We start from the raw sequence: 21,339 nt of genomic DNA, 5'->3' as shown, positions 1-21,339 counted from the left end.
GACGCTTAGCTTAGCCGAAGATACCGGCACAATTCGCGTCGCGTTCTCCGCCGTTGCCCTGGCAACATGCGCAGGAGAAGAGGGATGAGAGCAGTCAATCGAGCTATCGAGATCGCGGCCGAGGCGCACTCTGGTCAGCAGGACAGGACGGGCATGCCTTTCATCGCCCACCCCATGCGGGTCATGGCGGGCTTTCTCTTCGCAGGACACGAACAGCTGGCCGTGATCGCCGCTCTGCACGACGTCGTCAGGAGCACCGATTGGACGCTCGGACGACTGGCCGATGAGGGCTATTCGGTGAAGACGGTCGAGGCGATCGCCTCGCTCATGCGCGCCGAAGAGGAGGAGTATCTTGCCTATGTCGAACGCGCGACGGCCAATCCGCTTGCGCGCCTCGTGATGGAAGCGGATGTCAGGGACCAGAGCGACGAGGTCCGCCTCTCGAAACTGCCGCAGACGGCACAAGCCCGCCTTCGCCGGGAATATGGCGAAGCTCTGGATCTGATTGCCGGAGCACCGCTCACCAAGACCTGATCAGCCAGGCGATGGTTCGGGAAACCGGGTCGGGCGACGATGCCTGCGCATTGTAAGGATCCACCACCCTCCCCGCGCATCCCTTGCCGGCGCCCCTTAACCGGCCGTTATCCTTGACGGGCTAGCGTCGCCCCCGGGGTGGAGCGTTGTTTCCATGCCCGTCTGGTCGCGTTGGGGTTGAGTGGCAGTCTTGCGTATCCTGCGGTCCCTGAGCTTCGGCATCGGTCTGGCGGCGATGAGCCTTGCGCTCGGCCAGAGCCAGTCGGCCCTGGCCGCCAATGCCGAACTGCGCGGCGAGGCGATGCAGGCCGGCTTCGGTCGTCTCGCCTTCACCTTCGACGAGCCGGTCACGACCCGGGCGCGCGTCTCCAACGGAGTGCTGGTCGTCGGTTTCAGCCAACCGGTGAAGGTCGACCCCAGCCGTATTTCCAGGGAGCTCCCGGCCTATGTCTCGCTGGCGCGGGTCGATCCGGATGGCCGGGGCCTGCGCTTCGCACTCGCCAAGACCTATCGCGCCAACCTGCTCGAGGCGGGCGACCGCGCCTTCATCGACCTCCTGCCCGAGAACTGGGTCGGGCAATTGCCGGGCCTGCCGCCCGAAGTCCTCGCCGAGCTGACCAAGCGCCTGCGCCTCGCCGAGTCGCGGGCACGCGATACCGCCCGCGCCCCGGCGCCGGATCCGAAGCCGCTGGGCTTCCGCAGCGTACGCCTGCCAACGCTCGACCGGCTGATGTTCAACGCGCCTGCCGAGGCGCAACTGACCCCCCGGCTCGACAATGGCCAGCTGACGCTCGCCTTCGACCAGCCGCTGCAGCTCGAGGCAGGGAAGATCCGTTCGCTGCTGCCGGCGGGCTTCACGCTGGAAAGCGCCGGGAACGAAGGCGGCGGCACCGAGCTCGTCTTCAGCGTTCCCAAGGAACGCGAGTTGCGCAGCTTTCGCGAGGACTATGGCTGGACCGTCGATCTCGCGCACCCGGCAGCGACGACGGCGCTGACGCTGTCGGCCCTGGAGGCTGGCACTGCCGCCCGCGGTCCGCAGCCGGCCGCGCCGCCGCAGGCAGCGGCAGTGCAACCGAAGACTGCGCCCGCGAGCGCGACCGCCACTCCCGCGACCCCGCTGGCGGCACCGGCTGCACCGGCAGCCCCTGCGCCAGTCGCGGCTCCGGCTGCGGTCGATCCGGCCCCGAGGGACATTATCGTCAGCTCCGTCGCCAATGGCGATGGTGGCCGCCTCGATTTCCGCTTCTCCCGCCCCACCGGCGCCGCTGCCTTCGCCGAGCCCGGGCTGGTGACGCTCGTCTTCGACACCCGCGACACGCTCGATCCCGACCGGCTGAAAGGCCTGCTCCCTGCCTTGATCCGCGACGTCACGGTGACGCGGGAGGCCAAGGTCACCGTGCTGCGCCTGCGCACCCGCAGCCAGCAGATCACCCGTCTTTCCGATGACGGCGCGAGCTGGTCGCTCTCCTTCGGCGAAAAGCTCGGCAAGCCGGCCTCGGCTCTGGCGCCGCGGCGCGAAACCGATGAGCGCGGCCAGACCGTGGTGGCCGTCCCGGTTCCCGGCATGACCGGCGTGCACTGGCTCGAGAATCGTGACGGCGGCGCGCCAATGGCGGTCGCGACCGCGCTCGGCCCGACCCGTGCCGTCTCCAAGCCCTATCGTTTCGTCGAGTTCGGCCTGCCCCAGACCGCCCATGGCATCGTCGTCAGCGCGCTGGCGGACGACGTCATGGTCAGGGCCGGCACGGACGAGGTGGAGATCGCTCGCAATGGCGGCCTCGTCGTCAGCCTCGATGCCGACAAGCCGAACGAGCCGGAAAAGAAGGCGGCCGACAGGGCCGCCGCGCCGCTGCTCGACGCGCAACGCTGGTCGAGCCTGCGCACCGACGACGTGCGCGCGCGGACCCAGGAGCTGCTGCGCGATGTCGCCGATGCCTCGCGCGGCCGCAAGTCGGAAGCCCGGTTGGCCCTGGCCCGTTTCCTCGTCGCCAACGAGATGCTGCCCGAGGCGGCCGGCCCGCTCAACGCCCTTCTCGCCGACGACCCTGCGATGCGCGGCAACCGCGAGGCGCTTTTCCTCAAGGGCGTGATCGCCACGCAGATGCACCGTCATGCCGAGGCGCTGAAGGCCTTCGAGGCCGGCCCGATCAAGGAAGAGGCCGAAATCGGCCTCTGGCGGGCACTGGTCGAGCAGCGACTCGGGCGCAACGCTCCGGCCCTCGCCGGCTTCCGGCGGGCCGAGACGATGCTCGACGGTTATCCGCCCGATCTGCAGGCGCAGTTCCGCCCGGCCATGGCCCGCGCCGCACTCGCCATGCAGGACACGCTGGTGGCCGAGCGCCAGATCGCCCATCTCGCCGAGCTGCCGGCGAGCCTGGTCCCGGCCGAGGACCTCGCGCTGCTGCAGGCCATGCTCGACGACGCCAGCGGGCGACCGGAAGCGGCGCTCAACGGCTATCGTGCGCTTTTCGAGGCCGTCAGCCGGCCGGTCGCCGCCGAGGCGCAATTGCGCGCCGTCAAGCTCGCCCGCGCCGAGAAGCGGCCGGAGCTCTCGGTCGACGAGGCGGCGGCCCGGCTGGAGACCGTCTCGGCGATCTGGCGCGGCGGCGAGATCGAGATCGAGGCCCTGGCCGAACTCGGGCGCATCTATGCCCAGCAGCAGCGCTGGCGCGACGCCTTCCAGATCGCCCGGAGGGCGAACGAGAATTTCCCCGATCATCCGGCGACCCGCCTGCTGCACGACGAGACCGCCCAGCGCTTCGAGGCCCTGTTCAGCGATCCCGACATCGAGAAGCTGCCACGCCTCGAGGCGCTGGCGCTGTTCTACGACTTCAAGGAATTCCTGCCGGTCGGCCGGCGCGGTGACGAGATCACCCGGCTGCTCGCCGACAGGCTGGTCGAACTCGATCTGCTCGATCAGGCCGGCGACATCCTGCACTACCAGATGGAGAAGCGCCTGAACGGCGCCGCGCGCTCCACCGTCGCAGCCCGCCTCGCCATGATCCGGCTGATGAACCGCAGGCCGGCGGAGGCGCTGCAGGCCCTGGTTTCGACCCGCCTCGCCGAGCTGCCCGGCGACGTCAAGCGCGCCCGCCTGCTGCTCGAGGCCAAGGCGCTCTCCGACCTCTCGCGCACCGACCAGGCGCTCGACCTGCTGGAAGGCGAGAGCGGGCCGGAGGTCGACCGGCTGCACGCCGACATTCTGTGGAACGGCCGCCGCTGGCGCGAAGCCGGCGAGGCGCTGGAACGCATCCTCGGCGAAAGCTGGCGCGGCGAGGCTCCGCTAGGCGACGGCGAACGCGGCGACGCGATGCGCGCCGCCATCGCCTATGCCATGTCCGATGAGGCGCTATCGCTTGACCGCCTGCGCACCAAATTCGCCGGCAAGATGGCCCAAAGCCCCGACGCCCGGCTGTTCGCCTTCGTCACCGGGGCGAGCCGCGCCAGCGCGGCCGACATCCGCGAGGTCGCGCGCTCTGCCGCCGGCTCCGACACGATGCAGGATTTCCTGAAGGCCTATCGCAAACGCTATCCGGCATTTTCCAGCGCGGTCCGCGACAAGCCCCAGGCCGACGACGCGGACGCGCCGCCGCCGCCCCGCCCCGGCCAGGGCTGAACGCGCACGCCACTGAAACACCACCGCACCGTCATTCCGGCTCGCCCTGCGGGCGCCCTGGAATGACGGCGTGGTTCGGGCGCAAACCGAAAAAGCGCGCGGCCGAACCGCTCAACTCCCATAGCTCTTCACCAGCGAGCCGGCGACCAGTCCCCAGCCGTCGACCAGCACGAAGAAGATCAGCTTGAAGGGCAGCGCCACCGTCACCGGCGGCAGCATCATCATGCCGACCGACATCAGCACCGAGGCGACCACGAGGTCGATGATCAGGAAGGGCACGAACAGCAGGAAGCCGATCTCGAAGGCGCGCCTGAGCTCCGAGATCATGAAAGCCGGCACCAGCACCTGGATCTGGATGTCCTCGGCCCGCTCCGGCCGCGGCTCGCGCGACATCTCCAGAAACAGGGTCAGATCCTTCTCGCGGACATGTTTCAGCATGAAGTCGCGAAACGGCACGATGCCGCGGTTGAAGGCTTCCTGCGGCTGGATCTGCCCGGCGATCAAGGGCGCCCCGGCGACGCGGTAGGCCTCCTTCAGCGTCGGGGTCATCACGAAGCCGGTCAGGAACAATGCGAGCCCGATGATCACCGCATTGGGCGGCGCCGTCTGCGTGCCGATCGCCGAGCGCAGCAGCGACAGCACCACCGCGATGCGCGTGAACGAGGTCACCATGATCAGGATCGACGGCGCCAGCGAGAGCACCGTGATCACCGCGATCAACTGAAGCGCCCGCTCGGTGACGCCGCCGCCCTGACCGAGATCGAGCGAGAGCGTCTGGGCCAGTGCCGGGCCGGGCAGCCCCAGCCCGAACAGCGCCAGGCAGAGCGGCAGCGAGACAAGCGTGGCCGTGCCGGCCCGCCGCCTCATCCCCGACCTCTTGGAATATGTCTCGCCCATGCGCCTTCCCTGCCCGAATCAAGGCGCGGGCCGGAAAAACGCTAGTGCATGCTCCGGGGGGCTGCGAAGCGCTTTCGCCCCGTCATCCCCTGCCGTCTGGCCGGCGCTGGGCCGGCCGGGCCGCTCAGCCCTTCGGCTTCGGATCGCGCCCGAGCAGGCGCGCGAATTCCGCCTCGATCGCATCGACGGAGAACGGATCGGTCTCCTCCGGCTTCGGCTCGGCCGGCTTGGCTGCTTCGGGCGCCGGCTGCTCGACCTTGGCGACCTCGGTCACGGTCTCCGCAGGCACGGCCTTAGAAGGCTTTGCCTCAGCAGGCTTGGGCTCGGCAGGCTTGGCCTCGACGGGCTTGGCCTCAGCAGGCTTGGCCTCAGCAGGCTTGGGCTCGGCAGGCTTGGGCTCGGCGGGGTTGACGTCAGCGGGCTTGACCTCGGCGACCTTGGCTTCGACGGCCTTGGCCTCCGAAGGCTTCGCCTCGGCCGGCTTCGACTCCGCGGCAGGCGCAGCCGGCAAGACCGGCGGCGGCGCCTCGGGCGATTGGGCCTGCGTTTCCGGCTTGGCTGCGTGCGAGGGCTCGGCCGAGGAACGGGGCGTCTCCGCCTTGGCCGGCTCGGTCTTCGCAGGCCCGGCGCTAGCGGCGGGCTGCGGTTTACGCTCCGGCGCGGCGACGACGGGCGGAACGACCATCGGTGCCTCCGCCGGGCGTGCCGGGCCGGGCTTCAGCCCCAGCGCCATTTCCAGCTCGGCCTCCATGTCGAGGACCGGGCGCGACGAGGCCGGGATGCCCGGTGTCGGCAGCGGCGGCTTTGGCTCGCTGACGGGCACAGGCGGAGCGACCTTGGCGGCCGGCGGAACCGACACGACCGGAGGGGCGGCGGGCTGGGAGGGCTCGACCTCGGAACGCGCTCCGGCCGCGGACGGGCGGACGGCGGAGAACGGGCGCTTCAGTGCCTCCTCGAGCTGGCGGGCCATGTCGCCGAGCTCGGCCTGACCGGCCGCTGCCGCTTCGCGCGCGCTCTGGGCGACCGCGGCCGAGGCCACCACCGCGGCTGCGGCAACCGGCGGCACCACGGGTTGCGGCGCAGGGCGCACCGGCGGGATCGGAGGCAGCGGCTGAGCGATCGGGCGCGGCGGCGGCGCCAAAGGCTGCTGGCGCGGAGGCGGCGCCGGCATCGCGGGCGCTGGTGCCGGCGGCTCTGGCATCATGGGGATGGGCACCGGCGCCGGCTCGGCCAATGGCGGCGCACGGCGCGGCTCTTCGGCAGTCTCGGGGCGCAAGGGCAATTCGGGCGGCACCAGCGGCTCGAGCGCCAGCGGACGCTCGGACATCCCCTCGCTCGGCAGCGGCGGCGCGACCCGCGCCCCGCTGCGCATGATATTGGTTTCGATGACGACGTCGGACGCCCCGCCGATCATCACGAGATGCTCGACATTGTCGCGCCGCACCAGCACGAGCTGGCGCTGCCTGTCGAGGTCGTGGATGTCGACCACGCCGAGCCGCGGCTGGCGGGTCCTGCCGCTGGCCTGGCCCTTGAACCTGAGCCGTCCGCCGCTGATCCGCCGCAGGATGAAGGCGAAAAGGGCCACCAGCACGAGCACGATCGCGAAGGCGATGATCCAGCGCAGGCCGGTCGAGAGTTCGAAGCCAAACAAAGTCTGCAAGGTTTGCCTCATGAAGCGACGCGACAGCCACGCGCAGCCTTGCTTTTAAAGGCTGCTCGCGGATGAACCCGCAGCCTATACCACAAGGCCCGCGAATTCGGGAGACATGGTTACCGGATGGTTAACCGGATTGTCACCAATTGCCGATCTTAACGAGGCGTTAACCATGCACCCGGCAATAATTTCCCAGTTCCGCGCTGATGCGGCGCGTCCCGGGGCCGGAGATCGGAGCCATGTCGAACAACGGCCTGAACCTGATGGGCGCCCTCAAGACGCGCATGCACTGGCACCAGAGCCGCCAGAAGCTGCTCGCCGAGAACGTCTCCAATGCCGATACGCCGCGCTTCAAGCCGCATGACCTCAAGGCCCCCTCGCCCCCCGGCGGCAGCGTCGTGCTGGCACAGACCTCACCGCTCCATCTCGGCCCGGCCGGAAGCAGCAACGGCTTCGGCCCGCGCGATCCCAAGCGCTTCGAGACCACGCCGAGCGGCAACAGCGTCAATCTCGAGGACGAGATGCTGAAGGTCGCCCAGAACCAGTCCGATTATCAGCTCGCCGCCTCGCTCTACAGCAAGGGGCTCGGGCTGATGAAGATCGCCATCGGCAAGGGGCGCTAGCAATTGGGCCGCTAAGAGTTGGGCCGCTGAGGAGAAGCACTATGGATCTGCTCAAGAGCATCGCGGTGGCGGCTTCCGGCCTGCGTGGCCAGGCCGGGCGCATGCGCGTCATCGCCGAGAACCTCGCCAACGCCGATTCGACGCCGGATCGCGCCGGGGTCGACCCCTATCGCCGCAAGATCGTCACCTTCCAGGGCCGGCTCGACCGCGAGCTCGACGCCCAGGTGGTCGAACTCGGCCGGGTCGCGCGCGACCGCGGCGCCTTCCGCACCAAGCTCGACCCCGGCCACCCGGCCGCCGACGCCACCGGGCAGGTCCGCTTGCCGAACGTCAACTCGCTGATCGAGAGCATGGACATGCGCGAGGCCCAGCGCAGCTACGAGGCCAATCTCAACGTGATCTCGTCGACGCGCCGGATGCTCCAGCGCACCATCGACATCCTGCGCGCCTAGCCCCTCAAAGCCGAAGCGGAACGCCAGCCATGACCACCTCCAGTTTCGCCGCCGGCGCCTATGCCTCGATGCAGGGCATCGGCGCGGGCGGATTGCTGAAGAAGCCCGCCAGCGTCGGCACGGCCGGCGCCGCCGGCATGCCGGACTTCTCCTCGCTGCTCGGCAAGGCGCTCGAGACGACGGCCCAGAGCGCACGCGCCGCCGATGTCCAGACCGCCAGCGTCGCCGCCGGCCGCTCCGACATCGTCGATGTCGTCACCGCCGTCGCCGAGAGCGAGGCGGCGATCGAGACACTGGTCGCGGTGCGCGACCGGGTCATCGCCGCCTATGAGGAAATCATGCGGATGCCGGTCTGACCGGCCGGATTTTCCTGGAACCGCGCCTGTCATTGCGGGCGCCCCGGTCAAAATGAAACAGCTCTTCTCGGAAACCGCGCCATGACCTCCGGAGCCATCCTCGACGTCGCCCGCGACGGCATCGTCGTCTTCCTCAAGGCCGGTGCGCCGCTGATGCTGATCGCACTGGGCGTCGGCCTCGTGGTCTCGCTGTTCCAGGCCCTGACCCAGATCCAGGAACAGACCCTGGTCTACGTCCCGAAGATCCTCGCAGTCTTCGGCGCGCTGCTGCTGTTTTTGCCGTTCATGGGCGACGCGCTGGCAGGCTATATGGGCAGGGTCGCCGTCCGAATCGCCACGGGCGAGTGATTCTCGCGCCCGGCCGCCCCATACCGGGGCGAAAGACCGATGGGCGCAGTCGCTGGCGCGGAAACCCTGGGCCGCCGATGCAGATCGCCATCCTGCCCGAGATCAGCGCCCTGTTCGTGCTGGTCTTCGCGCGCGTCGGCACTCTGGTCATGTTGATGCCCGGCATCGGCGAGCGCTTCATCCTCTCGCGGGCCCGGCTCTCCCTCGCCTTTTTCGTCGCCCTCGTGATGTTGCCGATGGCCCGCAGCACGATCACCGTGCCGAGCGACCCGGCCGGGCTCGGCGGGCTCCTGATCAGCGAGATCCTGATCGGGCTCGCGCTCGGCTCCTGCGTCCGCCTGCTCATGGGGGCACTGCAGACCGCCGGCCTGATCGTCGCCCAGACCATGGGCCTCGGCTTCGCCATGACCGTCGATCCGAGCGGCGGCATGCAGAACCCTTCGATCGGCAATCTGCTTTCGATGCTCGGCATCACGCTAATCCTCGCCTCGGACCTGCACCATATCGCGCTGGTCGCGATCCATGAGAGCTACCAGTTGCTGCCGCCCGGCGGCTTTCCCGATGTCGGCGACTTGCTCGGCCTGGCGGTCAAGGCGATGGCGAGGGGCTTCGCGCTGGCGGTGCAGATCTCGGCGCCGTTCATCGCCTTCGGCCTGCTGTTCAATCTCGGTCTCGGCGTCCTCGCGCGGCTGATGCCGCAAATGCAGGTCTTCTTCCTGGCGATCCCGGCCTCGATCCTCGGCGGCATGCTGGTGCTGCTGGCGGCGATCGGGGTGATGATGGGCGTCTTCCTCGAAGATCTCGGCGCCTTCCTGCGCCAGCTCACCGGCCTCTGAGCGGAGGGGACATGGCCGACGAACCGGACAAGGACGACCGCACAGAGGAGCCGACGCAGCGAAAGCTCGATCAGGCGGTCGAGAAGGGCGATGTCCCGCGCTCGCAGGAGATCGGCACCTTCTTCGTGCTCTGCGGCTTCACCCTCGCCTTGCTGATCGCGGCCGGCTCGGCTGCGCGCGAGGCGACGCTGCAATTGCGCGCCTTCCTGATGAACGCACATCAGGTGCCCTCCGGCGGCGACGCCCTCTTCCAGGTCACCGCCAAGGGCGTGATGACCGGCTTCACCGCGCTCGCCCTGCCGCTGGGATTCATCCTCGTCGCGGCTCTCGCCGGCGCCCTGATCCAGCACAAGCCGCTCTGGACCACCGAGCCGCTGATGCCGAAATTCAACCGGATCTCGCCTATGGCCGGCCTGAAACGGATCTTCGGCAAGGAGGCCTGGGTCAACTTCGCCAAGGGCCTCGCCAAGATCATGCTGGTCGGCGTCGGGGTCTGGATGGTGCTCTGGGGCGAGCGCGACCACCTCCAGGCCTTCGCGCAGATGGATGTGCGCGCGCTGCTGCCCGCCGTGCTGGTCCTGACCATCAAGCTGATGGCCGGGGTGCTCGCCATCTTCGCCATCATCGCCATCGGCGATTTCGGCTATCAGCGCTTCTCCTGGTACCAGCGCCAGCGCATGACCAAGCAGGAGCTCAAGGACGAATACAAGAACACCGAAGGCAATCCCGAGGTGAAGGCCAAGCTGCGCCAGCTCCGGGCCCAGCGCGCCCGCTCACGCATGATGGCGCAGGTTCCCAAGGCGACCGTGATCATCACCAACCCGACCCATTTCGCGGTCGCGCTGCAATATGAGAACGGCCAGGGCGCCCCGGTCTGCCTCGCCAAGGGCGTCGACGCCATTGCGCTGAAGATCCGCGAGGTCGCCGGCACGCACGAGATTCCGATCGTCGAAAACCCGCCTCTGGCCCGGGCGCTCTATGCCACTGTCGAGATCGACGAAGAAATTCCTGTCGAACACTACCAGGCGGTGGCCGAAGTCGTCGGTTACGTCTTGCGCCTGAAGCGCCGCCGCGCCTAACTCGCGGGCTGGCGCGCGATCGCAGGATCGCCGCGCCCGCTGCCCGCCGGGAGCGGGCGGACCACAAGGAAACGGATCTGCCGCAATGACCGCAAGCACGGCAACGACCGCGATCGATCGATCCGACAGGCCGGGCCATGTCGGCATCGTCCTCTTGGTTGCCGGCCTGCTCGTCGGCGCCGCGATCGCGCTCGGCTTCATCGCCAATGAATGGGCCCAGCCGCTGATCCTCGGCCTGCTCGCCTTGCTTTCCGTGGTCGGCGTGTTCTGCCTCTTCGCCTTTGCGATCGGGCTGCTGCAGTTCTCCGGCCGGGCCGCCCGCAACGACCTGACCAAGATCATCGTCGACGGGGCCGAGGACGGCGTCGTCGTCACCGAGAGCGACGACCGCATCGTCTATGCCAACGAGACCTATCTGACACTGGCCGGCGCCCGCAACGCCAGCGAGATCGCGCCCGTCGAGCGGCTGTTCAAGGGCCGCGCCGAGGTTTCGGAAGCGATCTACCGGCTCGCCACCGCGGCGCGCGCCGGGCGGCGTCTCTCCGAGGAGATCCGGCTCGAGCCCGCCCTGAACGAGCGCGGCGCGGTCGGCTGGTATCGCGTCCGCGTCACGCCGATCAGCCGCGCCGGCAGGCCCGCCTCGCTGTGGACGGTGTCCGACGTGACGCCGGAGCGCGAGCGCCAGGAGAACGCCTTCCAGGAGCTGCAGCACGCCATCGACTATCTCGACCACGCACCGGCCGGCTTCCTCTCGATGAACGCCGATGGCGAGGTGCCCTATCTCAACGCCACGCTCTCGGGCTGGCTCGACTACGACCTCGCCCGTTTCGGCTCGGGGGGCTTGCATCTAGAGGATATCGCCTCGCCCAGCGCCGTCGCCCTGATCCAGGCGATTCGCGGCCAGCCCGGCGATGTCCGGATCGAGGTACTCGACGTCGATCTGCGCCGCCGCAACGGCCAGTCACTGCCGGTCAGGCTGCATCACCAGGTCGCCTTCGGCCAGGACGGTCGTGCCGGCGCCTCGCGCACTCTGGTCCTGAACCGCGCCGCGGGCGAGGCCGGCGCCGATGCAAGCAGCGATGCGGAGGCACGTTTCGCCCGCTTCTTCCACGCGACCCCGATGGCGATCGCCACCGTCGACCGGACGGGCGCGATCCTGCGCTCGAACGCCGCCTTCACGCGCCTGACGCCCGGCGGCGGCCAGCCGGCGACAATCCAGGAACTCGTCAACGGCAATGGCGCGCTCGGCGAAGCCTTCGAGGCGGCGCTCGCCGGCAAGGGCGAGATCGCCCCGCTCGACCTCACGCTCGCCGGCGAAGAGGGCCGCTCGGCCAGGCTCTATCTCTCGCCCGTGCCGGCGACCGAGGACAGCGATGGCGAGCGCGCCATCGTCTATGCGCTGGAGACGACCGCCGAGCGCAAGCTCAAGGACAATATGGACCAGGCCGGCAAGATGCAGGCGGTCGGCCAGCTCGCCGGCGGCATCGCGCACGACTTCAACAACGTGCTGCAGGTCATCATCAACGCCTCGGAATTCCTGCTCGCCAGCCACAAGCCGACCGATCCGTCCTTCCCGGACATCATGCAGATCAAGCAGAACGCCTACCGGGCCGCCGCGCTGGTCCGGCAGCTGCTCGCCTTCTCGCGCCGGCAGACGCTGCGCCCGCAGGTGCTGGCGCTCGGCGACGTGCTCTCCGACCTCTCGCTGATGCTGAAGCGCGTCGTCGCCGACAAGATCACGCTCGATGTCCGCCAGGGCCGCGATCTCTGGCCGGTGAAGGCCGATCTCGGCCAGCTCGAACAGGTCGTGGTCAACCTTGCTGTCAATGCGCGCGACGCCATGCAGGATGGCGGCAAGCTGCAGGTGCGGACCCGCAATGTCGCGGCCGAAGAGATCGTCGGCCTCGGTCATGCCGCCCTTCCGGCCGCCGATTATGTGCTGCTCGAGGTCGAGGATAGCGGCTCCGGCATCGCGCAGGAGCATCTGGAGAAGATCTTCGAGCCCTTCTTCACCACCAAGGAGGTCGGCAAGGGCACCGGCCTCGGCCTGTCGATGGTCTACGGCATCGTCAAGCAGACCGGCGGCTTCGTCTTCTGCGATTCCGTCCTCGGCCGCGGCACGAACTTCAAGATCTTCCTGCCGCGCTACATTCCCAGCGAAGAGGACCTCGCCATCGAGGCCGCGGCGAAGGAAGCGCCCAAGCGCGTCGCCGCCGACCATACCGGCGCCGGCGTCATCCTCCTGGTCGAGGACGAGGACGCCGTGCGTGCGCTCAATGCCCGCATGCTCGTCTCGCGCGGCTACACCGTCCACGAGGCGGCCTCCGGCGTCGAGGCGCTCGACATCTTCCTGCGCCATGAAGGCAAGATCGACCTCGTCATCTCCGACGTCGTCATGCCGGAAATGGACGGCCCGACCCTGCTCGGCGAACTGCGCCAGCGCAATCCCGATACGAAGGTCGTCTTCGTCTCCGGCTACGCCGAGGAAGCCTTCCGCAAGAACCTGCCCGAGGGCGAGGAATTCCACTTCCTGCCCAAGCCCTTCACGATGAAGCAGCTGGTCGAGACGGTGAAGGCGACCATGGGCTGAAGCCCGGCGGCGGGTGGAGCACACCCGCACCCGGTTTGCCGGCGGCGGCCCCGGCCGCAATGCTCTCGCAAGCGACGGCGCAACGGCCCTTGCTCGCGCGCGAGCCACGGGTTCGCACTCAGCGGGCCGGGCGATTCGGAGCGGCCGCAGTAAGGTTAAGTTCGCTCGTCGATTGAAAGGCGATCAGCGCAAGAGCATCACCCTGACACTGGCCTGGCCGCCCGGGCTGCCGTCAGAAATGCTCAGGACGCGCATGCCAAGCTTCTATCGATCCGCGCCCAGCGCCGGGGACATCCTCAGGGCGAACAATGGCGAGGGCCCCGGCTTCAATGCCTTGCGGCTCGCCCTCTCCATCCTGATCCTCGCCGTGCATTCGGGCTGGGTCGCAGGGGCCGACACGAGCCAGGACTGGGAAGGGCTGCAGGGCCTGTTCCGGCTCAGCCTGGTGCCCGCCTTCTTCGCGCTCAGCGGCTTTCTCGTCACCGGCAGCGCCCTGCGCACCGGCGCGGTCAAGCCCTTCATCACGCTGCGCTTCATCCGGATCATCCCGGCGCTGCTCGTCGAGGTGACGCTGTCGGCCCTGGTGCTAGGGCCGATCTTCACGACCTTCCTGCTGGCGGACTATTTCCGCGACATCCGCTTCCTCGAGTATTTCGGCAACATCGTCGGCCGCATCCGCTTCGAGCTGCCCGGTGTCTTCGAGACCAACCCGCTGCCGAACACGGTCAACCAGAACCTCTGGACGCTGAAGCCAGAATTCTACTGCTACATCCTGATGGCGCTGATGATCGGTTTCGGCATCGTCAGGAGTCGCAGGCTCTTCACCTCCTTCGTCGTCGTCCTGTCGGCGGCGGCCACGGTAGCGGCCTACGCCTATGGCTTCGGCGTCAGCGAGGCGAACTATCACTGGACCGTGGTGGTCTTCTATTTCTTCGTCGGCTGCATCTACTTCCAGTGGCGCGACCGCCTGAAGATCCACCGGCTGCTCTTTCTCGCGGCGCTGGCGATTTCGCTCGCGCTGATGTCGGCCCCGCGCGAGCTCGCCTTCCTCGTCACGCCCTTCCTGACCTATTGCGTCATCTATATCGGCCTGCTGCCGCTGCGCCTGCCCGAATTGCTGCGCAAGCTCGACGTCTCCTACGGCATCTATCTCTACGGCTTTCCGATTCAGCAGGCGCTGGTGGCGAAGTTCGACTTCGTCCATGGCGACGGGCTGATCCTGTTCCTGGTGTCCGCCCCGATCGTGACCGCCTTCGCGCTGTTCTCCTGGCTCTGTGTCGAGAAGCCGTTCCTCAAGGTGAAGCGCTATGTCCTCGGCGACCGACCGCCCGAAGCCGCCAGTGGCAGGGAAGCAGCAGGCATCGTGCAGGCGACGCGCTGAGTTCCACCCGGCCTTCGCCCCGGTGGCTCAGACTCTCTTGGTCCGCAGCCGGCTGGCGAGCTCGAGCCCGAGCACGGCAAGCGCGAACAGCAGCCAAAGCGGGTCGGCGCGGTTGAGGAAGAACGATTCCAGCATGCCGACATAGGTCATGAAGATCACGATCATCACGAAGAGATCGGCGAGCTTCTGCCGTGCCGGGTCGCGCTGCGCCCGCAGATAATTCCGCAGCGGCAGGATCATCAGGCAGAAGATCACCAGCATCGCCCCCGGAAGCCCGAACATCAGCATCGCGTCGAGATAGCTGTTATGGGCCGAGCCGATGCCGCGGATATCCCAGCGCGCCTCGAAATTCTCCTCCAGCGCCGTGACCAGCGGTGTCTGCCAGAAGCTGAAATAGCCATGGCCGAGCCAGGGCTTCTCGCCGATATGCGCGCTGGCGAAGCGCCAGATCTCGTCGCGCCCGGTGAAGGTCGGATCGGAGGTCAGCGCGCTCGCAAGCTGCAGCAAGGCGGGCGAGAACACAGTGCCGACCGTCAGCGCCGCGATCAGCAGCACCAACGCGCCATGGCCCAGCAGGATCAGCAGCGGCCGGCCGAGGGCGCGGCCGAACAGGACGAGAGCGATCGCGATCGGCAGGAAGCCCATCGTCGTCTTCGAGCCGCTGTTCAGCACGAAGATCGCGCCGAGGGCGATGATCGCGAAACCGCGCAGCCTCAGGCCCATGCGCCAGCAATAGATGCCGAACATGATGAGGATCGAGAACACCGGTGCCGCGAAATTCTTATGCGTGAGATGGCCGCGCCAATCCCCGGCATGGCCGCCCTCGACGCCCTCGGAGCCATGAATGGCGAGCTGCGGCGCCAGGAGGAGCGCCACATAGACCAGGACCAGCACGGCGAGAGCGGCATTCGCCACCGCGCTGGCGAAATCGCGCTCATGCCGCGGCAAGACGAGGACGCCGAGCACCGGCACCATGGCGAAACCGGTCAGGAGCAGCGCGCGCAGCGCGGCATCAGGTTCCAGCGCCCGCCCGGCCGAGAAGGCCGCGACCATCAGCACGACGAGCCAGCTGCTCGTCGCCATCTGCGCCAGGACCCCGCGTTCGCAGAGCTTCAGCATCGCCACGAGATAAACGATGGCGAGGCTGACATAGCCGATCTGGTTGACGATGTTGCCGGTCGATCCTCCCGGTTCGATCGCGTCCGGCACCCCGGCGAAGGGCTGGAAGGTCAGGATCATCACGAAAAGGCCGAAGCCGCTGAGCAGCGCCGCGGCGAGGCGCTGACCGTCGACCGGGACGCCATGCGCCCCGGCGGCAAGGCCGCTCCCTGTCTCGCTCACGCCGACCGTCATGCCGCTCCCGCCATGCGAACCCGCCGACCGGGCTCGTCCGGCCGCCCTGCGCGGCCGCCCCGACTATGGACACGCAACCTTAAGAGCCTGTAGCCGAAAACCGGCCGATCGCCGCTCCCCCGGGGCCCGCGGCGTCGCCGGTCGGCAGCGACGCCCCTGGCCTGCCCCATGGGAGCACGAGGCAGCATGGACCGGGCAGCGTCGCCGCCCTCCCCCTTCACCTGGGGCATCATCGGCACGGGCGCGATCGCCGCGCTCTTCGCCGCCGATCTCGCCTTGGTCCCCGGCGCCCGCATCGGCGCGGTCCATTCGCGCCGGCTCGACAAGGCCAGGAGCTTCGCCAGCCGCTTCGGCGGCGGCGCGGCCCATGACGACCTCGAAGCCTTCCTCGCTGATCCCGCGCTCGAGGCGGTCTACATCGCGACGCCGAACCATCTGCACGCGCCCCAGGCGCTCGCCGCCATCGCCGCCGGCAAGCCGGTGCTGATCGAGAAGCCGCTCGCCCTCACCTGCGCCGATGCCGAGGCGATCGCGGCAGCGGCCGCGGCACGCGGCGTCTTCGCCATGGAGGCACTGTGGAGCCGCTTCCTGCCGGCCGTCACGGCGTTGCGGAGCCGGCTTGCCACGGGCCGGATCGGCGAGATTCGGCGACTGCGCGCCGATCTCTCCTATGTCCATCCGCAGGAGCCCGGCAGCCGCTTCTTCGAGCCCGCATTGGGTGGCGGCGCCGCGCTCGATCTCGGCGTCTACCCGCTCTCTATCGCCCTGCATCTTCTCGGCCGGCCGGAACGCGTCGAAGGGCGCTGGCGCGCCGCGGCGAGCGGCGTCGACCTGCGCAGCGAGTTCGTCCTGCACTATCCCGGGGCGACGGCCGAGCTCTCCTGCGGCTTCGACCGCGACGGCGCCAATCTGCTGCTGGTCGAGGGCAGCGACGGCGCGCTGCGGATCGAGGCGCCTTTCCTCAAGGCCCAGCGCCTGACGCATTTCGCATCCGGCGCCCTTGCTACGCCATGGCCCGAACGAGAGGGCCCCGCCCTCCTCCGCAAGCTGCTCGCCCGGCTCCCTCTGCCGGGCGTGCGACGTGAAAGCTTCCCCTTTCCCGGCAATGGCTTGCAATTCCAGGCGCAGGCCGTGATGGCCGCGATCAGGGCCGGCGCGACGAGCTGCGAAACCATGCCGCTCGCCGAAAGCGCCGCCGTACTGGGCATGATCGAGGCGGTCCGGGCACAGCCCCCCGCGGCCGCAGCGCGTTAGAACGAGCTTCGCATGAGATAGGGCTGCGGCAGCGCGCGCGCTCCGTTCAGCGCCAGCGCCAGCTCGGTGATGTGCAACGCCAGCGCCCCGGAAAACACCGGCTCCCGCCCCGCCGCGATCGCTTCGGCCTGGGCCGCGATCCCGCCTGCGAAATCGATCTGCGAGGGGAAAGCCGGCAGCGTCCGCTTGCTCGCGGCAGGATAGGCAAGGCGCCGGCCCGGCGTCGGCTTCCAGGGCAGCGCGCTGCCGAGCCGGGCCTCGATCTGGCCGAGGACACGGCCGAGCAGCGGGCGCGGCGCGCCGACCTCCTCCAGATGCACGGCCGAGCGGTTGTCCCAGAGGTCGCGCACGGTGAGCGAGCCGCCATCGCCGAAGACCTGCAAGGAGCGATCGCGCGGTGCCGCCAGGCCGGAGCTCAGCCGCGCCACCACGCCCGAGCGGAACTGCAGGCAGCCGACCGAAAAGTCCGGCGCCAGCGCCAGCGCTTCCGTACCGGGCCCCTTGTTCGGGAAGGTCAGCGCCGCGAAGGCGGTGACGCTCTCGACCGGACCGAACAGCGAGACCAGCCAGGACAGGGCGTAGCCGGCATGCTCGAGCGTGCAGCCAACCTCGAATTCGTGCAGGCCCGGCCAGACCGCGCCGGAGCGCGAGCGCCAGCTCGCCCATTTGTCGCGAAAGACCGGCCCGTCCTCCATCGCCGCATAGACCAGGCGCGGCCTGCCGATTCTGCCGTCGCCCAGGACCTGCGCCACCAGCCGATGCGCGTCGCTGAGCCCGTTGGCCGGTGCGGCAGCGAGCGTCAGGCGGCGCTGCCGCGCCAGCGCGACCAGTTCCTGTGCCTGGGCAAAATCCATCGCCAGCGGCTTTTCGCCATAGACATGCTTGCCGGCGGCGAGCGCGCGGCTGGAAATCTCGTAATGGCTTTCCGGCGTCGTCAGATTGACGACGATCCCGACCGCGGGGTCGCCGAGCAGCGCCTCCAGATCCGCATAGGCGGAAACGCCGTGGAAGGCGCAGAACGCCCGGAGCCGCGCAGCGTCGCGATCCCAGGCGCCGGCGAGCACCAGCCCGGGATGATTGGCGAGCGTGGTCATATAGTAGTCGGCGACGAAGCCGGTGCCGACGATCGCGATCTTCATGACAGTCCCTCGGGCTCCGCGCTTGCCCGAGGCGTTATCGTGGAGAATGCCGACTAATTCGTTGATGGCCTCGGTCGTGCCCCGGTGCGCGCCTACCCGGCGAAGCCCGCCCCGGCCTCGGCCGCGCCGAAGCGCAGCGGCCGGCAATCACGCACGGCCGCCTGCCGATGCGCCATCGCCTCGCGATAGGTCGGATCGCGGAACAAGGCGGCGAACGCCTCGACGCTCGGATACTCCGCGATAAAGCAGACATCCCAGCGCTGGTCGTCCGGGCCGATCAGCGCCTGTTCGAAATCGCCGCGCCAGAGGATGCGGCCGCCGAGCCCGGCCAGTACCGGCGCGCTGATCCGGCCATAGGCTGCGAAGGCGTCGGTACCGCTCGCCTCCCGCTCGTCGGGATACTGCGCTCGCTCATGCAGGCGGATCAGGTTGAGCATCTGCACCGGACCAGGACGAGCGGCAGCGCGGAACGCCGCAAAGGCGTTGCGGGTGAAGCTGGTGAAGGCTTGCATCGGCACCTCCCTCATTCCGCCGCCGCAGCACGCGACCAGGCGCCGGCATAGCTCGGTGCGCGCCGCGCCAGCCAAGCATCGAGCCCCTCGCGCAGGTCGAAGGTCGGCGCCATCCGGGCGAACTGCTCGCTCTCGATCAGCAAGCCCTCGCCGATGCTGGCGTTCAGGCCCCGCGTCACCGCCGTCAGGATGCTGGCAGCCGCAAGCGGCGAATGCCGCATGATCCGCTGGGCCAATGCCCTTGCCGCCGGCAGCAGCTCATCATGCGGCACGATCTGGTTGACCAGCCCCATCTCGAGCGCCCGCTCCGGTGTGAACGGGTCGCCGGTCAGCAGCAGCTCCAGCGCCCGCTTGCGCCCGGCAAGGCGCGGCAGGCGCTGCGTGCCTCCGAAGGTCGGCGGCATTCCGAGATTGATCTCCGGCTTGGCGAAGATCGCACGCTCGCTGGCGATCGCGAGATGAGCCGCTTCCGTGACCTCGCAGCCACCGCCATAGGCGAGCCCGTTGACCGCGGCGATCACCGGCTTCGGGAAGGCCTCGATCCGCGCCGTCAGGGCCTGGCCGCGGCGCACGAAATCCCGCACCGCATAATCGGGCCCTGCCGCGACGCTGCGCGAGAATTCGGCGATGTCGCCGCCGGCCGAGAAGGCGCGCTCGTCCGACCCGGTCAGGATCACCGCGCGGATGGCAGGATCGGTCTCGATCCGGTCCAGCAGCAGGAGCAGGCGGTCGATCAGCGCATAGTTCAGCGCATTCAGTTTGGCGGGGCGGTTGAGCGTCAGCGTCGCGATGCCCTCCCGGCATTGCATGAGGACAGGGTCGATCTCGGACATGGTGGGCTCCAGCGGTTTTGGGTGCCGCCACGCTGCCTCGCCACGCCATTTACGTATACTACCTATACGGTATACATGGCGACATGACCGAACCCGAAAGCCCGACGCGCAAGCGCATCGTCGACGCCGCGAGCAAGCTCTTCTATGCCGAGGGTATCCGCGCGGTCAGCGTCGATGCGGTCGCCGAGAAGGCGGGCCTGACCAAGCGCACGCTCTACTACCATTTCGAGAGCAAGGACGAGCTCGTCGCCGCCTATCTCGAAGCGCGAGACCAGCCCAATCTCAAGCTGATGGCCGGCTGGTTCGAAGCCGCTGACGGTGGGCTGTCGGAGAAGGTCGAGGCGATCTTCCAGAATCTCGCGCGCGCCGCAGGCAATCCGCGCTGGAAGGGCTGCGGCTTCCTGCGCACCGCCGCCGAACTCGCCGCCCTGCCCGGCCATCCCGCCATCAAGATCGGCGCCCGCCACAAGGCCGGCTTCGAAAACTGGCTTGCCGGCGCCTGCGCGGCCCATGGCATTGCTGCCCCCGGGGAACTGGCGCGCCAGATCGTGCTGCTGATGGACGGCGCCTTCGCAATCATGCTGATCCATCGCGATCCGGCTTATATCGAGGCCGCCGGGCGCGCTGCCGCGGCCTTGGCAGGCTCGGCCTTGCGCGACCTCGCCGTTTGATCGCCTCCCGGCCAGCAACTAGTTTGCCGCCATGACCGCACGGCCACGCTCCGCCTATGGCATCCTGCTCCTGCTGCAGACCATCTGCGCCGCGCTGCTGCTGTTCTACATCCACATGGCCTTCCGGATCGTCACCGAGAAGCCCGGCGAGCTGCACAGCCTGCCCGCCTCGATCCTGCTGCAGGTCGTCATCGCCATCCTGATCGGCCAGGGCTGCTACTGGACGCGCCTGCGGCATGTGCCGCAGCCGGACGGCATCTACAGCCCGGTGCTCGGCCATCTCCTCGCCTTTGCCGGCCGCCTCACCTCGATTTTCGGCGGCGCCCTGTTCTCGATCTATTTCCTGCGCCAGCTGCCTGCCATCCAGCAGCTCAGCCTCGACGCCGGCCTGCTCTGGCGCTGCATCCTGGTCTTCACCATGCTGTTCGCGATCTACTGCTACGCACTGGAACTGGAGCGCCTCGGCGCGGCCTGGCAGAAGCCGCCGGCGCAGACCGGGCCGGAGCATCCCGAGAGGCCCGCGGGCTAACGCCCGCCCTCGCCTCAGCCCGAATTGCGGTCCCGCTGTCGCCGGCCCGACAGCCATGCCAGCCAGGCGCGCCCCCGTTCCCGAACGGCGCGCGCCAGCGCTGCCGCCCGGCGCCAGGCGGCCGACGCCTTGACCCGCTCGACGACGACCTCCCGGATCCGATCCAGCCAGACCATGCAGCGCGCGAACCAGCCGATCGTCAGCAATTGCGCGCGGCCGGCATGGTAGATGCGCTCGACCAGCAGGAAGCTCGTCAGATGGCCGATCGCCATCAGCACGATGCCGCCGAACCAGGCGCCGCGCGCCAGCAGAACGAGCGAGAGCAGCTTCAGCGGCTCGGCCACGGCGAAAGGCACCGCCAGCAGGGCGAGCACGCCATAGGGCGGCAGGCGACCGATCGCCGCCTCTATGCGGGCGACGATCCGGAACGACCCGAACCAGGCCAGAAGCGGCCGGTAGAGCGGCCGCGCCAGCTCGTCGAGCACGATGACGAGGGCGACGACGAGATCGACCGGGACGAGCAGGAGGCGAAAGAGACGGGTGCGCATCGGCGGGCGGGCCCTTCTGGCCGGATGCTGTCGTCCTATAGCATCGGGCCGGGAAGTGGAATTCTCTTTTCGGGAAACTCCGATGCGATAACAATGAGATAGATAACCGTGGCCGCGTCCGGACGGGCGCACGG

Annotated in this window: 20 protein-coding genes; 13 read left to right on the top strand and 7 right to left on the bottom strand. The window is 68.8% G+C overall.

Annotated features, from left to right (window positions below; translation table 11 throughout):
- Window positions 1–84: 84 nt before the first annotated feature.
- Window positions 85–534 (top strand): GTP pyrophosphokinase, encoded by a 450-nt coding sequence (locus tag ACWGRX_RS13450; RefSeq protein WP_452117925.1) that lies wholly within the window; start codon window positions 85–87, stop codon window positions 532–534.
- 190 nt (window positions 535–724) lie between these two features.
- A complete protein-coding gene (locus ACWGRX_RS13445) occupies window positions 725–4,150 on the top strand; it encodes a hypothetical protein (RefSeq protein WP_452117924.1) in 3,426 nt (1,141 codons plus the stop codon).
- Window positions 4,151–4,261: 111 nt separating this feature from the next.
- Here the strand turns inward: ACWGRX_RS13445 and fliP are convergent, their stop codons facing one another.
- Together fliP and ACWGRX_RS13435 are read right to left on the bottom strand one after the other, a co-directional pair.
- Window positions 4,262–5,017: a flagellar type III secretion system pore protein FliP gene (gene fliP / locus ACWGRX_RS13440; RefSeq protein WP_452117923.1), complete on the bottom strand. Its 756-nt coding sequence runs from the start codon at window positions 5,015–5,017 to the stop codon at window positions 4,262–4,264.
- 154 nt (window positions 5,018–5,171) lie between these two features.
- The gene (locus ACWGRX_RS13435) at window positions 5,172–6,707 is read right to left on the bottom strand and encodes a flagellar biosynthetic protein FliO (protein WP_452117922.1); all 1,536 of its coding nucleotides are present in this window, start codon (window positions 6,705–6,707) and stop codon (window positions 5,172–5,174) included.
- A 233-nt stretch (window positions 6,708–6,940) separates the two neighbouring features.
- Here ACWGRX_RS13435 and flgB point away from each other — a divergent pair, with 233 nt between their 5' ends.
- From flgB to ACWGRX_RS13395, 8 genes are all read left to right on the top strand, one after another.
- On the top strand, window positions 6,941–7,324 hold the full coding sequence (gene flgB, locus ACWGRX_RS13430) for a flagellar basal body rod protein FlgB (protein ID WP_452117921.1): 384 nt from the start codon (window positions 6,941–6,943) through the stop codon (window positions 7,322–7,324).
- A 41-nt stretch (window positions 7,325–7,365) separates the two neighbouring features.
- Window positions 7,366–7,776, top strand: a complete 411-nt coding sequence (gene flgC / locus ACWGRX_RS13425) for a flagellar basal body rod protein FlgC (RefSeq protein WP_291646753.1) — start codon at window positions 7,366–7,368, stop codon at window positions 7,774–7,776.
- A 29-nt stretch (window positions 7,777–7,805) separates the two neighbouring features.
- Window positions 7,806–8,132 carry a flagellar hook-basal body complex protein FliE gene (locus ACWGRX_RS13420; protein WP_291634403.1) on the top strand — a complete coding sequence of 109 codons (327 nt, stop codon included), beginning with the start codon at window positions 7,806–7,808 and terminating at the stop codon, window positions 8,130–8,132.
- A gap of 81 nt (window positions 8,133–8,213) precedes the next feature.
- Window positions 8,214–8,480, top strand: a complete 267-nt coding sequence (gene fliQ, locus ACWGRX_RS13415) for a flagellar biosynthesis protein FliQ (protein WP_291634401.1) — start codon at window positions 8,214–8,216, stop codon at window positions 8,478–8,480.
- 77 nt (window positions 8,481–8,557) lie between these two features.
- On the top strand, window positions 8,558–9,316 hold the full coding sequence (gene fliR / locus ACWGRX_RS13410; RefSeq protein ID WP_452117920.1) for a flagellar biosynthetic protein FliR: 759 nt from the start codon (window positions 8,558–8,560) through the stop codon (window positions 9,314–9,316).
- Window positions 9,317–9,327: 11 nt separating this feature from the next.
- A complete protein-coding gene (gene flhB, locus ACWGRX_RS13405; RefSeq protein ID WP_452117919.1) occupies window positions 9,328–10,395 on the top strand; it encodes a flagellar biosynthesis protein FlhB in 1,068 nt (355 codons plus the stop codon).
- Window positions 10,396–10,480: 85 nt separating this feature from the next.
- A complete protein-coding gene (gene cckA, locus ACWGRX_RS13400) occupies window positions 10,481–12,985 on the top strand; it encodes a cell cycle histidine kinase CckA (protein ID WP_452117918.1) in 2,505 nt (834 codons plus the stop codon).
- A 253-nt stretch (window positions 12,986–13,238) separates the two neighbouring features.
- Window positions 13,239–14,366, top strand: a complete 1,128-nt coding sequence (locus ACWGRX_RS13395) for an acyltransferase family protein (RefSeq protein ID WP_452117917.1) — start codon at window positions 13,239–13,241, stop codon at window positions 14,364–14,366.
- A gap of 27 nt (window positions 14,367–14,393) precedes the next feature.
- Here ACWGRX_RS13395 and ACWGRX_RS13390 read toward each other — a convergent pair whose 3' ends face one another.
- Entirely contained in the window at window positions 14,394–15,707 is a 1,314-nt protein-coding gene (locus ACWGRX_RS13390) for an O-antigen ligase family protein (protein ID WP_452117916.1), read from the bottom strand.
- A gap of 198 nt (window positions 15,708–15,905) precedes the next feature.
- Here ACWGRX_RS13390 and ACWGRX_RS13385 point away from each other — a divergent pair, with 198 nt between their 5' ends.
- Complete coding sequence (locus ACWGRX_RS13385; protein WP_452117915.1) at window positions 15,906–16,973, top strand: Gfo/Idh/MocA family protein; 1,068 nt, start codon at window positions 15,906–15,908, stop codon at window positions 16,971–16,973.
- Here the strand turns inward: ACWGRX_RS13385 and ACWGRX_RS13380 are convergent.
- The 3 genes from ACWGRX_RS13380 to ACWGRX_RS13370 all read right to left on the bottom strand — a co-directional run bounded on the left by ACWGRX_RS13380 (window position 16,970) and on the right by ACWGRX_RS13370 (window position 19,457).
- Complete coding sequence (locus ACWGRX_RS13380; RefSeq protein ID WP_452117914.1) at window positions 16,970–18,112, bottom strand: Gfo/Idh/MocA family protein; 1,143 nt, start codon at window positions 18,110–18,112, stop codon at window positions 16,970–16,972. The genes ACWGRX_RS13385 and ACWGRX_RS13380 overlap by 4 nt on opposite strands.
- A gap of 92 nt (window positions 18,113–18,204) precedes the next feature.
- Entirely contained in the window at window positions 18,205–18,624 is a 420-nt protein-coding gene (locus ACWGRX_RS13375; RefSeq protein WP_452117913.1) for a DUF1330 domain-containing protein, read from the bottom strand.
- 11 nt (window positions 18,625–18,635) lie between these two features.
- Window positions 18,636–19,457, bottom strand: coding sequence for a crotonase/enoyl-CoA hydratase family protein (locus tag ACWGRX_RS13370; protein ID WP_452117912.1), 822 nt, complete (start codon window positions 19,455–19,457; stop codon window positions 18,636–18,638).
- Window positions 19,458–19,540: 83 nt separating this feature from the next.
- On the opposite strand from ACWGRX_RS13370, the gene ACWGRX_RS13365 reads away from it, so the two are divergent.
- Together ACWGRX_RS13365 and ACWGRX_RS13360 are read left to right on the top strand one after the other, a co-directional pair.
- Entirely contained in the window at window positions 19,541–20,128 is a 588-nt protein-coding gene (locus ACWGRX_RS13365) for a TetR/AcrR family transcriptional regulator (protein WP_452117911.1), read from the top strand.
- Window positions 20,129–20,159: 31 nt separating this feature from the next.
- The gene (locus ACWGRX_RS13360) at window positions 20,160–20,657 is read left to right on the top strand and encodes a hypothetical protein (protein WP_452117910.1); all 498 of its coding nucleotides are present in this window, start codon (window positions 20,160–20,162) and stop codon (window positions 20,655–20,657) included.
- 14 nt (window positions 20,658–20,671) lie between these two features.
- On the opposite strand, the gene ACWGRX_RS13355 is transcribed toward ACWGRX_RS13360, so the two are convergent.
- Window positions 20,672–21,205 (bottom strand): hypothetical protein, encoded by a 534-nt coding sequence (locus ACWGRX_RS13355; protein WP_452117909.1) that lies wholly within the window; start codon window positions 21,203–21,205, stop codon window positions 20,672–20,674.
- Window positions 21,206–21,339 lie beyond the last annotated feature (134 nt).

The sequence above is a fragment of the Allobosea sp. NPDC055594 genome (assembly GCF_053618995.1).
This window is presented reverse-complemented; position numbering and strand designations above follow the sequence as displayed.